Raw genomic sequence first — 12,049 nt, 5'->3', positions numbered from 1 at the left:
ATCGCCCGCGCCGTCTTCGAGGCCGCCAACGGCAACGGGGACAGGGTCGTGCCGGTATCGACCGCCGACTACTACGCGAGCGCCGAGGGCCCCGTCGCCCCGCGCCCGGTCCACTCCGCGCTCGACCTGTCCAAGCTCGAGGCTGCCGGCTTCCACATGCCCGACTGGGAGGAAGAGCTGGGGGAGTACATCAAGACGCTCTAGCCGCTATTAACTTTTCGAGAGTAAAAGCCGCCGTTCTTTAACGGCGGCTTTTCTTGTTGGTGGCTATCTGCGCAGTGGTGCCAATAGTATTTTGCGGAAGATCTACCTCTCGCTTGGCATGGAAGTAGGGTGGCCGGGCTGGTCGTCGTAGGCGTATTTGCTGTACACGTTGACCTCCCACTGCTTTTTTTCGACCTTTGCTACAGAATCTAGGATGAAGCCGGTCGCAAGGCTCAGGCCGCACAGGAACATAAACGAGGCGGCGAGCATAGCGGTGGCGAAGCGCGGGACGAGGCCGGTCTGGAAATATTCGACAACGATGGGCATGCCCAGGGCGAGGCCGAATACCGCGAACAGAAGCGCAACGAGGCTGAAGAACTTCAGCGGGCGGTAGTCCTTGAACAGCGTGCCGATCATCGCAACGACTTTAATGCCGTCGCTCACGGTGTTGAGTTTGGACTCGGAACCCTCGGGACGGTCGCGGTACTCGATGGGCACATCTTTGATGCGCCAGCGGTGGTCGACGGCGTGGATCGAGAGCTCGGTTTCGATCTGAAAGCCCTCGGAAAGCACTGGGAAGGTTTTAACGAACGGGCGGCTCATGGCGCGGTAGCCTGTCATGACGTCATCGAAGCTGTAGCCATAGATCCACTTGATCATGGCGCGGATCAGATTATTGCCAAAGCCGTGGAAGGCACGCTTGTTCTCCTCGGCGTAGGTGCCGTTGGAAAGGCGATCGCCTACGGTCATGTCGGCCGTGCCGTTAAGGATGGGCTCGCAGAGGGCCTTGGCCGCCTCGGCGGGGTAGGTGTCGTCTCCGTCGACCATCAGGTAGCAATCGGCGTCGATATCGCGAAACATCTGGCGGCACACGTTGCCCTTTCCCTGACGGGGCTCAAAGCGGACTGTGGCGCCGTGCTCGGTGGCAATGCGTGAGGTATCGTCCGACGAGTTGTTGTCATAGACATAGACCGTCGCCTGCGGAAGCTCGCGGTGAAAGTCGTCGATGACTTTGCCGATCGTGAGCGCTTCGTTGTAGCAAGGGATGATGACGGCGATGGATTCAGAATTCACTTAATGCTCCTTATACATTCAATCCTAGAAAGTATAGCCGTTTGGGCCTGGCATCCTAAGATGTGGGTTAGTTCTCCAGTTTTGTTGCGCGAATCGTTTGCATGGCCGTCGGGTCTATACTGTTCGTTTGTCAACGATTACGAGTAAAGGAGTTGCATCCGTGTCGGATCAGACAAAGCAACAAGAAACTCGCAGTCTGCCTGCGACGTTTGCTAAGAACGAATTTGAGAAGGACGCGTTTATCCTTCGTCAGCTGGTTACCAAGGATTTTAAGATCAAGTATCGCCGTAGCGTTCTGGGCGTCGCATGGTCGGTGCTCAACCCGCTGCTGATGATGATCGTCATGGCCATCGTGTTCTCGACGATTTTTGGCCAGGGCCGCAATGGCTCAATGACGCCCGAGATGTACCCGCTGTACTTGATCGTGGGTAACATCACCTTTGCCGTCATGTCTGAGTCTACTAACCAGGCCCTGACGTCGATCGTGGGCGCTGCCCCTCTGCTCAAGAAGGTTAAGGTGCACCGCTGGGTTTTCCCGGTGCAGAAGGTGCTCTTCTCGCTGGTCAACTTTGCCTTCTCGCTGGTCGCCGTCGCCATCGTCATGCTGTGGTTCCGCGTTATGCCTTCTTGGCACCTGATTCTGTTGCCGGTTTGCCTGCTGCTGCTTATGTGCTTCTGCATGGGCCTGGGCATGATGCTCTCTGCCCTTACGGTCTTCTTCCGCGACGTTATGCATCTGTGGAGCGTCGTCATTACGGCGTGGACTTACATTACGCCCATCTTCTGGACGACTGACTATATTGCGCAAATGCCGCATCTCGTGCGTATCTTGATGTATGCGAACCCCATGTTCAACTACCTGCAGTTTATGCGCGATATCTTCCTGTTCCAGACTACGCCCTCGCTTATGACGTTTGGTATGTGCGTCGCTTGGGCGGTTCTTGCGCTTATTATTGGCTATACCGTGTTCCATAAGTCCGAGCGCAAATTTATCCTCTACATCTAAGGAGTGCTGTGATGACTGAATCTGTTGTTGATTACAGCGAGCAGCCTCTGGCTGTCGAGGTCGACGACGTCACCATGATCTTTAACATGGCGTCCGAGTCGCTGACCAACCTCAAGGAGTACTTCATTAAGCTTGCCAAGCACGAGCTGTTCTTTGAGGAGTTTAGGGCGCTTAAGCACATCTCGTTTGATATTCATCGCGGCGAGGTTGTGGGTCTGGTCGGCACCAATGGCTCCGGCAAGTCTACGATGCTCAAGATTATCGCTGGCGTTCTTGAGCCTAGCGAGGGCAGCGTTAAGGTGCACGGTAACATCGCGCCGCTGATTGAGCTTGGCGCCGGCTTTGACCCCGAGCTGACCGCCCGCGAGAACATCTATCTGAACGGCGCCCTGCTCGGCTATACCAAGGAGTTCATCGACGCCAACTTTGACGGCATTATCGAGTTCGCTGAGCTGCAGAACTTTGTCGATATGCCGCTTAAGAACTTCTCTTCGGGCATGGTGGCGCGTATCGCCTTTGCAATCGCGACGATTACCGAGCCCGATATTCTGATCGTTGACGAGACGCTGTCCGTCGGTGATGTGTTCTTCCAGCAAAAGTGTGAGGCCCGCATCCAGCACTTTATCCAGAGCGGCGACGTGACGGTTCTGTTCGTTTCGCACTCTATGGAGCAGGTTGAGCGCATCTGCCAGCGTGCCGTTTGGATTGAGAAGGGTGACCTTCGCATGGACGGCCCGGTCGATGAGGTCTGCAAGGCGTATCGCGAGCAGTTCAACTAGGTTATAATTACTTGCGCCCGACAGGCTTGCGCCTGCTTGGGCGTGCGGTTATTTGCTCCATTAGCTCAGTTGGATAGAGCAGGGGACTTCTAATCCCAAGGTCGACGGTTCGAATCCGCCATGGAGCACCATCGTTTATTAAGCCCAGACCGCTTGGTGGTCTGGGCTTTTTTCATCTTGTGTGCTGCTGGAGCCGAGCGCGAGCAAGCCGCTGCTGTTTGTTGGGGTTGGCATTTTACTTTTCGAGATACTCCCTCAGCAGCTCCAGCGCGTGGGCGTAGCCCTGTAGGCCCTCGCCGGTGATGGTGGCGAAGCAGGCTAGGCGTGCATAGCTCACCTGGCGGAAGTCCTCGCGGGTCTCGACAGCGCTGATGTGGACCTCCACAGCCGGGATTGCGACGGCTTTGAGCGCGTCCAGGATGGCCACGCTCGTATGCGTGTAGGCGGCCGGGTTGATGACGATGCCGTCGACCTTGCCGTAGGCCTCCTGAATCTTGTCGACGATGCTGCCTTCGTGGTTGGACTGGAAGACCTCGATCTCGTCAAAGCCCTGAGCGGTGCCCGCTTCCTGGCAGATCTGCACTAAGCGGTCGTAGTTGTCGCTGCCATAGATGCCCGGCTCGCGAATACCGAGCATGTTGAGGTTGGGGCCGTTGATGACGAGTGCTTTCATGGTTGCTTCCTTTACGGTTGGAAAACCGCCACAAAGGTGCCTGTCCCCTTTGTGGCGGTTTTGGTTAGAGAGCGGGTGGGAGGGTGTCGAGGAGGGCTTGGGCGGTATTGGCGGCGCAGTCGCGTGAGTCGATGATGTAGTCGGCCCAGGCGCGGTAGCGCGGCATGCGCTGTTCGGCGAGCTTATCGATGCCATCGCGGGCGGTGATGGGGCGTCCCTTGTGGGCGAGTTCGTCGAGCTTGCGGTTGAGCATCACGATCTGGCTGTTCTGATGTAGCAGCGGGTAGTTCTCGTCGCGCGTGACCACGCCACCGCCCGTTGAGAGCACCAGGCCGCTGCGCTTGGAGATGTCGGACAGCGCCGCCGTCTCCTGCTCGCGGAAGGCCGCCTCGCCGCGCTCGACGATAAAATCGGCACAGGGCATCCCCAGGCGTTCCTCGAGGGCGCGATCGAGGTCGATGTGCTCTCGCCCCGTGCGCAGGGCAATCTGCTCACCCACGCGGGTCTTGCCCGAGCCCGGCATGCCGATCAGCGCGATGTTTTGTTCGCGGCGGGACAGACGCTCCGTTACGTCCAAGATGCGCTTGCGCGGGGTGACTTGGCCGGTATAGCGCTCGACGGCTTGCGCTGCCTGGGCCACGAGCATTAGCAGGCCGCCGATGCAGGGCATGCCGCGGCGCTCGGCCTCGAGCATCAGACCCGTACGGGCGGGGTTGTAGACAATGTCGATAACGCCTTCGAGCACATCGAGCCCTTCGAGCGTGCAAGGCGCGTCGGGGCAATGGGGGAACATGCCGGCGGGCGTGCAGTTGACGAGCAGGGCGGCGTCGGACTGCTGCGAGATGTTGTCGTAGTTGACCTCGCTCGTGCGACCCACGGGCACAACGATGGCGCCCAGGTCTCCCAGCACCATACTTGCCGTGGTGCCGGCACCGCCAGTGGCTCCGAGCACGAGGACCTTTTTGCCGGCAACCTCTATGCCCAACTCCTCTACTAGACACTGAAAACCAAAGTAGTCGGTGTTGTCGCCGCGCAGGCGGCCGTCGGGCAGGCGCGTGATGGTGTTGACGTTGCCCATGCGTTCGGCCAGCGGGCTCAGCTCGTCCAGGTAGTCCATGACGGCGCGCTTGTAGGGGATAGTCACGTTGGTGCCCTCCCATTCGTCGCTCGTCATAAAAGCTTCCAGATCCTCGGGCTCGCGCTCAAAACGCACGTACTCGAGCCCTGCGAGCTCCTTGTAGATGGTCGGGGTGTAGCTGTGGCCCAGCACGCGGCCCAGCACACCGTAGGGACGGGTTGCGGCGGCATCGGTCATCTAGAGCACCTCCGTATAGCTGCCAAAGTAGGTGAAGCTCTCGCACACGTCGTCGATGGAATCGAGCAGGTCGTCGAGGGCCTTGCTGCCAAAGGGACAGTCCAGATCAAAGTAGAACATAAACTCAAAGTCGTGGCCGGGGATGGGGCGGCTCTCGAGCTTGATCAGGTTGATGTTGAGTGCGTAGAAGCGCTCGAGCACGCGATAGAGGGCGCCCGGCTCGTTGGCCGTGGTGATCATGAGCGAGGTGCGGTTGGCACCGGGGTAGACGCGCGGCTCGCGGCTGATGACGACAAAGCGCGTGTAGTTGTTGTCCGAGTCTTGGATATTGGGCTCCAGCACCTCGAGGCCATACAGCGTGGCACAGCTGCGCGAGGCGATGGCGGCGACGTCGGTGCGCTCGGAGTTGGCGACCATCTCGGCCGACATGGCCGTGTTGGGGTACTTGATGGCGTGCAGGTCGTGGGACTCGATAAAGCCGGCACACTGGGCAATGGCTTGGCCGTGGCTGTAGACCTCGCGTATGTCCGCGAGCTTGGTGCCGGGCTTGACGAGCAGGTTGTGATCGATCTTGAGGCGCAGCGAACGCACGATATGGAAGTCGAACTGGGCGAGCAGGTCGTAGACGGCGTTGACCGAACCGGCGGTGGAGTTTTCGATGGGCAACACGCCAAACTCGCAGAAGCCGTCGCGCACGGCGCGCATGACGCCCTCGAAGGTCTCGAAGAACGCAATATCGGGCACGTCGAAGAGCTTGCACGCGGCGATCTGGCTGTAGGCGCCTTCGACGCCCTGGCAGGCCACAGTGGCCGTCTGGGGGAAGGGCGTGTCAAAGGCCGCGGCCGTGGCATGGGCCTTTTGCGACACCGTGATGCCCTTGAGCTCGTTGATGTAGCGCTGCTGCTCGGCCTTGCTCATGCTCATGAGGAGACGAAACAGGGCGATGGTCTGTGCCTCGTAGCGCTCGGGCGCGCGGCTGGCGAGGTTGTTGAGCTTGGAGCGCTCGCGGGCGGGGTCGAAGACGGCCTTGCCCATCTCGATCTTTGATTTGGCGACCTCGGTGGCAATGTCCATACGCTCGACAAAGCTGTTGAGGAGCGTGGTGTCGATGCCATCGATGGTCTGGCGGATGTCAGCAAGGTCCATAGGGACCCCTTTCACGTGTCGGTGATTTTTCTGGGACGGGGATAAAAAAATCATTAGGTACACAATGATTTTTTAATCCCCGTCCCAGAAAAATCACTGGGTGGGCGTGGGGGCCGGAGTTGGCCCCCGGAGATTTTTTAACGCTGGCCTGCGTCCTCTAGGAGGGCGTCCCAAATCGCGAGGGCGGCCGCTGCTTCGGCTACGGGGACGGCGCGCGGGACGATGCAGGGATCGTGACGGCCGTGGACCGAGAGCTCGGCGTTTTCCATGGCGTCCATATCCACGGTCTGTTGCTCGCGGCCGATGGAAGGCGTCGGCTTCACGGCCATACGCCACATGACGGGCGCGCCGGTGGAGATGCCGCCCAGAATGCCGCCCGCGTTGTTGGACTCGACCTCGATATCGCCGGTCTCGGCATCGATGCGATACGGATCGTTGTTCTCGCTGCCGCGCATGGCAGCGACGGCAAAGCCCATGCCAAACTCCACGCCCTTTACGGCGGGAATGCCAAAGGCGATTTGCGCGATGCGGTTCTCGATGCCGTCGAACATGGGGTCGCCGATGCCCGCGGGAAGCCCGTAGATGCCGCACTCCACGATGCCGCCGATGCTATCGAGTTCGTCGCGCGCGGCTAGGATCTCTTCGCGCATGCGGCCGGCGGCGGCAGCGTCAATGCAGGGCAGGTCGTTCGTAAGGATCGCCTTGCGGTCGGCCTCGCGATAGACCATATCATCCATGGGCAGGTCGGAGATGCCGCCGATCTGCGCGACGTGCGCCATGACCTGAATGCCGCGGGCCTCGAGTGCCTGCAGCGCGATCCCGCCGGCGATGCACAGGGGTGCCGTCAGGCGGCCGGAGAAATGCCCGCCACCGGCGACATCGTGCATGTTGTGATACTTCACGCGCGCAGGGAAGTCCGCATGTCCGGGACGGGGCTTGCGGCGCAGCTCGGAATAGTCCTTGGAGCGCGTGTTGGTGTTCTCAATAATCGCGGCGATGGGCGCGCCGGTGGTATGTCCATCGACAACACCGGCGATGATGTGGGCGGCGTCGGCCTCACGGCGTTTGGTCGCGGTCTCGTCGCGACCAGGGGCGCGACGGTCCAAAAAGGCCTGCAGCGCTTCCTGGTCCACGGTGATGCCCGCCGGAATGCCATCGAGCGAGCAGCCGATAGCGGGGGAGTGCGACTGGCCGAAGATGCTTAAGTGCAAGACGTTGCCAAAGGTCGAGGACATGCTATTCCTCCTCGAGCGTGACCTTGCCGCCCAACAGGCGGTAGTGGTCGAAGAAATCGGGATAGGACTTGTTGACGGCCTCGGCGCCGTGGATCACGACCTCGCCGGTGGCGCGACTTGCGGCGATGGCTGCCATCATGGCGATGCGATGGTCGTTGTGTGAATCGACCTCGCCGCCGGTAAAGGCATCGACGCCCTTGATGATGAGGTCGTCACCGGCAATGCGCACTTGTGCGCCCAGCGCGGTGAGCTCACGGGTGGTGGTGGCCAGGCGGTCGGATTCCTTGATGCGCAGGCGGGCACAATCGCGGATGAACGTGCGGCCTTGCGCCAGCGATGCCACGGCCGAGATGACGGGCACCAGGTCGGGGATGTCGTGGGCACTCATCTCAAAGCCAGCGAGCTTGTCGGACTGCACGGTTGCGGCGTTGGTGGAGCGCACGATGCGGGCGCCAAAGCGCGAAAGCGCGGCAAGCACGTTGCGGTCGCCCTGTGCGGAGCTCAGGGACACACCCTCGACGGTGATGGGGTCGGTGCCGATGGCACCGGCACACAGCCAAAAGGCGGCGTTGGACCAGTCGCCCTCGACGGCTACGCTGCTGGGCGTACGGTACGAGCCGCTGCTCACGCGGAAGTTCGTGACCTCGGGCTGGCCGTCCTTGGCCGGAATGCGCTCGACGTTGACCTCGACGCCAAAGGCCTTCATGGCCTGGATCGTCAGGTTGATGTAGGGGCGGCTCTCAATGAGGCCGGTCACCTGCACGCAGGAGGGCTGGGCGAGCAACGGGGCTGCCAGCAGCAGGCCCGAAATGTACTGCGAGCTCACGTTGCCCGGCAGCACAAAGGTGCCCGGGCGCATGCGTCCGCTCGTCTTGAGCGGAAAGCCGCCCAGACCCTGCAGGTCGCAGCCGGCGGCGATGATCTCGTCCGAGAGCGGGGAGAGCGGGCGGGCGCCCAGGCGACCCTGGCCCACAAAGGTGGCCTCCGCGCCCAACGCGCAAGCGACGGGCAGCATAAAGCGCAGCGTGGAGCCGCTTTCGCCGCAGTCGAGCGTGCCGCCGGCAAGGGCCTTGAGCAGGCCAAACTCAACACTCTTCATGGTGGGGTGGACCTGGAAGCCGTCCTCGACGGTCTCGATGCGGGCGCCGAGCGCCGTGAGGCAACGCACCGTGGCCTCGATGTCGGCGCAGGTGGTGTTGCAGGTGACGTGCGTCTCGCCGTTGGCAAGCGCGGCGCAGATGATCAGGCGATGCGCCATCGACTTGGACGCGATGGCGGGAACGGTGCCCTTGAGCGGGGACGGGGTGATGCGGGCTAGCATGCGGATGCGTCTCCCTTCTGGCCGAGGCCTTCGGCAATGAGTTCGTGGAATGTGGAAAGCGGCGTGCGGTCGATGCTGCAACGGCCAATGCCGTGCGGAATCACCAGGTCGATGGTTTCGCCGGCGCGCTTCTTGTCGTGGAGCGCTTCGGCGAAGATGGAGTTGGCGGAAAGCTCACAGCGGGTCTTGAGACCGTGGCGTGCACAAAGCTCCTCAATACGTCCGGGCAGCTCGGCGTCGCAGACGCCGTGCAGGGCTGCGGCACGCGTGATGATGCCCATGCCGATCGACACGCAGTTGCCGTGTCCGAGCTCAAAGTGCTCGCAGGCCTCGACGGCGTGTCCGGCGCTGTGTCCAAAGTTGAGCAGCTTGCGCTGGTTGGTTTCGCGCTCGTCGGCAACGACCACGGCGCGCTTGATGTCGATATTGCGGGCGATGATGAGCGCTACGCGCGCCACATCGCGGTTGAGCAGCTCCAGCGTGAGCGGGGTCTTCTCCAGCTCGGCGAAAAGCTCCGGGTCGGCGATCACGGCGTGCTTGACGACCTCGCCGCAGCCGTCGGCGAACTGCTCGGGCGTGAGGGTGGCCAGGCATCCCACGTCGGCGATAACCACGCTCGGCTGCCAAAAGGCGCCGGCCAAGTTCTTGCCGGCAGCCAGGTCGATGGCGGTCTTGCCACCCACCGACGAATCCACCATGGCGAGCAGGCTCGTCGGGATCTGCACAAACTTGCAGCCGCGCATGTAGGTGGCGGCCACAAAGCCCGCCACGTCGCCCACGACGCCGCCACCGAGTGCCACGATCACGTCGGAGCGCGAAAGCTCGTGCTCTGCCACAAACTCCATAATGGCAACATAGGTTTCGGCGCGCTTATGGGCCTCTCCGGCCTCGAAGGTGCAGATGCTCACCTCGTAGCCTGACGCCTCCAGGCTCTGCTTAACGGGCATCTGGTAGAGCGGGCCCACGTTGGTGTCCGTCACGATGACGGCCTTGGTACCGCCGGCAGTGGCGCGCACGAGTGGTCCCGCCTGCTCCAGCAAAAACGTGCCAACATGCACCTGGTAGGGGCGTGCAGTGTCGATATCGATGGTAATCGCCATAAGCTTCGGTCCTTTCGACCTGGCGTGATAGGTGGTCTAGTGGGAGGTCTCGTCGTCGAGCGCGCGCTTAATGCGGTCGCCCTCGGCAAGGAGATTCTCCAGATAGCGCTGGTCGCGGTCCTTGAGCGCACGGCTGTAGGCGCCGAGCGATTCGATCAGATGGTCGATCTCGTAGGCGAGCGCGTCGGCGTCGTCGATCATGAGCTCGGACCACATTTGCGGGTTGAGGTGCGCCACGCGGGTGAGATCGCGGTAGCTACCGGCCGAAAAGCCGTGGTGGACCTGGGCGGTGGGGCTTTTGACGTAGGCGTTGGACACCACGTGCGCAAGCTGGCTCGTGAAGGCGATGACGCGGTCGTGCTCGGCGGCGCTGGTCACGCTGAACTTGCCAAAGCCCAAGGGGCGCACCATCTCGCGCACCTGGCCCAAAAGCTCCAGTTTGAGCGCATCGTCCACCGCGGGCGGCACGAGCACGAGTGGCGCGCCCTGGAACAGGTCGGCGCGGGAGTGTGCGTAGCCCGAGTACTGCGTGCCCGCCATGGGGTGTGCGCCCACAAAGTAAAAGCCGTGCTCACGGGCAAGCTCAAAGGCACGTTCGCACACGATGCCCTTGACGCCCACGGTGTCGATCACCACGGGACCCATGATGGCCTCGGTGTCGGTGGCGTCGGCGAGGGCCTGGGCATGCGCCTCGAGCCACTCGATGCAGGCCTCGGGGTAGCAAGCCAGGACGATGATGTCGCATTCGCCGAGTGTCTCGTCGTTGAGCTCTCCGGCGACAGTGCCCATGCTGGCGGCCGTCATGACATCGTCATCGGGGTCCCAGGCCAGCACGCGGACGCCCGCCTGGGCATAGCCGCGGGCAAAGCTACCGCCGATGAGGCCAAGGCCGACGATACCGGCGCACTTGGGGCCGCCCTGGTTAACGCGCGCGTTTCTCACCGTACCCATGGGCTACTCCATGGTCTCTTGGCAGACGACCTCGCGGATGGCGCGAATGCGGCGCATGGTGTCGTCGAACTGGTCGGGGGTGAGGGCCTGAGCGCCGTCGGACCATGCGCGGCTGGGCTCGTCGTGGACCTCGATCTCCAGGCCGTTGGCGCCGCAGGCGGTCGCGGCGAGCGCCATGGGCTCAACGTAGCGGGTGTAGCCGGTGGCGTGGCTGGGGTCGGCGACGACGGGCAGGTGCGACAGGTGGTGCAGAACCGGCACGGCGTTGAGGTCGAAGGTATTGCGGGTGCGGGTCTCGAAGGTGCGGATACCGCGCTCGCACAGGATGACGTTGTCGTTGCCCTCGCTCATGATGTACTCGGCTGCCATAAGCAGCTCGTCGATCGTGCCGGACATGCCGCGCTTGAGCAGAATCGGGGTTTGGGTCTTGCCGACCTCCTTGAGCAGGGGGAAGTTCTGGGCGTTGCGGGCGCCGATCTGCATGACGTCAATCTTCTTGTCCAAGAAGACCTGCACGTCGCGTGGATCCATGATCTCGGTGACGATCGGCATGTCGAGCTCGGCAGACGCCTCGCACAGCAGGTCGAGGCCGGCGGGGCCCATGCCCTGGTAGGCGTAGGGGGAGGTGCGGGGCTTGTAGGCACCGCCGCGCAGCATCGTGGCGCCGGCGGCCTTCACGCGGCGTGCGATGCGGATGAGGTTCTCGCCCTCGACGGAGCAGGGACCGGCGATGACCTGGAACTGGTCGCCGCCGATCTTGACGCCGTGACCGCAGTCGATGACGGAGTCCTCGGGGTGGAACTTGCGGTTGGCGCGCTTGAACGGCTCGGAGACGCGCTGCACGCGCTCGACGACATCCATGGACTCGAGCAGGAACGGGTCGATCTTGGTCGTATCGCCCACCAGGCCGATAATCGTCTCATTCTCGCCGCGCGAGACATCGGTCTTCAGGCCCTTTTTCTCAATCCAGCTGACGATATGGCCGACGGCCTCGTCGCTGGCGCTCTGCTTTAAAATTGCAATCATGGTGTGCCTCTCACCTCGATGGATAACTTTTGCAAAAACGGCCCGCATCGCGAGCCGTGTATATATGGTGCATGAGAGTTTATACTATCTGACTCGCTTTTGCCTTCTAAAGTGGGCCGTTGCGCCGCGTCTTCCTCGGAATGGTTGATTTCCGATCTCAGCCGAACACATTGAGCAAATAGGCCATTCCCGCACCTAGCCGAACGCCCCCGCGGCCCC

At 62.0% G+C, this 12,049-nt stretch carries 12 protein-coding genes and 1 tRNA gene; 4 read left to right on the top strand and 9 right to left on the bottom strand.

Annotated features, from left to right (window positions below):
• Positions 1–204 (top strand): sugar nucleotide-binding protein (locus tag AB5164_RS08725; protein WP_368143161.1); only part of this gene is annotated, 204 nt, incomplete at its 5' end.
• A 102-nt stretch (positions 205–306) separates the two neighbouring features.
• Here AB5164_RS08725 and AB5164_RS08720 read toward each other — a convergent pair.
• On the bottom strand, positions 307–1,278 hold the full coding sequence (locus tag AB5164_RS08720) for a glycosyltransferase family 2 protein (protein ID WP_368143160.1): 972 nt from the start codon (positions 1,276–1,278) through the stop codon (positions 307–309).
• Between the two features lie 160 nt (positions 1,279–1,438).
• Between AB5164_RS08720 and AB5164_RS08715 the strand changes: the two genes are divergently transcribed.
• The 3 genes from AB5164_RS08715 (at position 1,439) to AB5164_RS08705 (ending at position 3,194) form a co-directional block, all read left to right on the top strand.
• Positions 1,439–2,284, top strand: coding sequence for an ABC transporter permease (locus tag AB5164_RS08715; protein ID WP_022094778.1), 846 nt, complete (start codon positions 1,439–1,441; stop codon positions 2,282–2,284).
• An 11-nt stretch (positions 2,285–2,295) separates the two neighbouring features.
• A complete protein-coding gene (locus tag AB5164_RS08710) occupies positions 2,296–3,063 on the top strand; it encodes an ABC transporter ATP-binding protein (RefSeq protein ID WP_006236046.1) in 768 nt (255 codons plus the stop codon).
• A 54-nt stretch (positions 3,064–3,117) separates the two neighbouring features.
• Positions 3,118–3,194, top strand: a tRNA-Arg gene (locus AB5164_RS08705).
• A gap of 104 nt (positions 3,195–3,298) precedes the next feature.
• On the opposite strand, the gene aroQ is transcribed toward AB5164_RS08705, so the two are convergent.
• The 8 genes from aroQ to aroF all read right to left on the bottom strand — a co-directional run bounded on the left by aroQ (position 3,299) and on the right by aroF (position 11,830).
• Positions 3,299–3,736, bottom strand: coding sequence for a type II 3-dehydroquinate dehydratase (gene aroQ / locus AB5164_RS08700; RefSeq protein ID WP_368143159.1), 438 nt, complete (start codon positions 3,734–3,736; stop codon positions 3,299–3,301).
• Between the two features lie 64 nt (positions 3,737–3,800).
• The gene (locus AB5164_RS08695) at positions 3,801–5,051 is read right to left on the bottom strand and encodes a shikimate kinase (protein ID WP_368143158.1); all 1,251 of its coding nucleotides are present in this window, start codon (positions 5,049–5,051) and stop codon (positions 3,801–3,803) included.
• Positions 5,052–6,197, bottom strand: a complete 1,146-nt coding sequence (pheA, locus tag AB5164_RS08690; RefSeq protein WP_368143157.1) for a prephenate dehydratase — start codon at positions 6,195–6,197, stop codon at positions 5,052–5,054. It abuts the gene before it with no gap.
• 137 nt (positions 6,198–6,334) lie between these two features.
• Positions 6,335–7,432, bottom strand: coding sequence for a chorismate synthase (gene aroC / locus AB5164_RS08685; protein ID WP_368143156.1), 1,098 nt, complete (start codon positions 7,430–7,432; stop codon positions 6,335–6,337).
• Between the two features lies 1 nt (position 7,433).
• Positions 7,434–8,753 carry a 3-phosphoshikimate 1-carboxyvinyltransferase gene (gene aroA / locus AB5164_RS08680; protein WP_368143155.1) on the bottom strand — a complete coding sequence of 440 codons (1,320 nt, stop codon included), beginning with the start codon at positions 8,751–8,753 and terminating at the stop codon, positions 7,434–7,436.
• Positions 8,747–9,853, bottom strand: a complete 1,107-nt coding sequence (gene aroB / locus AB5164_RS08675; protein ID WP_368143154.1) for a 3-dehydroquinate synthase — start codon at positions 9,851–9,853, stop codon at positions 8,747–8,749. The genes aroA and aroB overlap by 7 nt, the downstream gene beginning before the upstream one ends.
• Positions 9,854–9,889: 36 nt before the next feature.
• The gene (locus AB5164_RS08670) at positions 9,890–10,804 is read right to left on the bottom strand and encodes a prephenate dehydrogenase (protein ID WP_238022461.1); all 915 of its coding nucleotides are present in this window, start codon (positions 10,802–10,804) and stop codon (positions 9,890–9,892) included.
• Positions 10,805–10,807: 3 nt separating this feature from the next.
• The gene (gene aroF / locus AB5164_RS08665) at positions 10,808–11,830 is read right to left on the bottom strand and encodes a 3-deoxy-7-phosphoheptulonate synthase (RefSeq protein ID WP_035138595.1); all 1,023 of its coding nucleotides are present in this window, start codon (positions 11,828–11,830) and stop codon (positions 10,808–10,810) included.
• Positions 11,831–12,049 lie beyond the last annotated feature (219 nt).

It is taken from the genome of Collinsella aerofaciens, from assembly GCF_040915425.1.
Taxonomy (GTDB): Bacteria; Actinomycetota; Coriobacteriia; order Coriobacteriales; family Coriobacteriaceae; genus Collinsella; species Collinsella aerofaciens_BW.
The sequence above is the reverse complement of the archived record's forward strand: the minus strand, read 5'-3'. Positions and strand labels throughout refer to the sequence as shown.